Source organism: Nitrospirillum amazonense (genome assembly GCF_007828035.1).
Lineage (GTDB): Bacteria > Pseudomonadota > Alphaproteobacteria > Azospirillales > Azospirillaceae > Nitrospirillum > Nitrospirillum amazonense.
Genome location: NZ_VITV01000036.1, coordinates 1 through 1,131, shown reverse-complemented (window position 1 = coordinate 1,131; position 1,131 = coordinate 1). Strand labels below are relative to the sequence as shown.

The window sequence follows — 1,131 nt, the reverse complement described above, 5'->3', positions numbered from 1 at the left end:
CACCGTGCCGCCGGTGATGACCGCCGCCCCGCTGACCACCAGCGCGTTGGCCCCCACGTTCAGCGTCCCGCCCGTCTGGCCGTAGTTGCCGGTGACGCTGACGATGGTGTTGAGCGACACCGAGGCGCCACCGTTGACCAGCGTGCCGGCGCCGACATTGACCGCGTCGCCCAGGACCATGGCGCCCGAGGCCAGGGTCACGTTGGCCAGGGTGCTGGTGATGGTGCCGCCGGTGTAGGTGCCCGCCACTGTGCCGCCCGACAGGACCAGCGCATTCGTCGACAGGTTGACCAGGTTGCCGCTGATGGTGCCGGTGTTGACCACCTGGCCCAGGCTGCCGCCCGACGCCACCTCCACCGCGATGGAGCCGGCGATGGTGCCGCTGTTGACCAGGGTGCCCAGGCTGCCGGTACCGGCCACGTAGACCGCGCCCGTGCTGGCGCCGCTGTAGCTCAACGAACCGCTGTTGACGATGGAGCCCAGCGAGGCGCCGACATAGTCGTTGCCGACCACGGCCAGAAGGTTGTTGCCCGACACGCTGCCCGTCAGGCCCAGGCCGGTGATGCCGCCGCCCGCCACCACCGTGGTGTTGTAGGACGAGCCGGCGCCGCCCTGCACCAGGGTGACGTTGCTGCCACCCGCCAGGTAGTTGCCGGTGGCGTTGAAGCCGCTGGACGTGACCGTGCCCGCGGTGACGGTGGCCGCACCGGTCACGGACAGCAGCGCGCCGCTGCCCAGCACCAGGGTACCGGTGGCGCCCTGCGCGTAATTGCCCGTGACGATGACGCTGTTGGACAGGCGCAGCGAGGCGCCGCTGTTGACCACCGTGCGGCCGGTGGCGGTGATGTCGTCGTTCAGCAGCAGGTTGCCGCTGTTGAACACCAGGTCGGCGCCCGTGCTGGTGATCCGGCCCTTGTCGGCGCCGCCGACGCTGCCGCTGACCCCCGTCAGCACGCCCACCACCGTGCCGGCACCGCCGCCAATGGTCAGGGCCGTGGACGCGCCGTTCAGGATGGAACCGGCGATGGTGCCGCTGTTGGTGACGGTGCCGATGGTGCCGCTGCTGCCCAGGCGCAGCGCGGTCGGGCCCTGGATCGTCCCGCTGTTGGAGAGATTGCCGATGCTCCCCTC

General features: G+C 70.9%; 1 protein-coding gene. It reads right to left on the bottom strand.

Going from position 1 to position 1,131, the window contains the following annotated elements:
• The coding region (locus tag FBZ87_RS29445) for a beta strand repeat-containing protein (RefSeq protein ID WP_425465748.1) at positions 1–1,131 on the bottom strand (1,131 nt) is incomplete at both ends.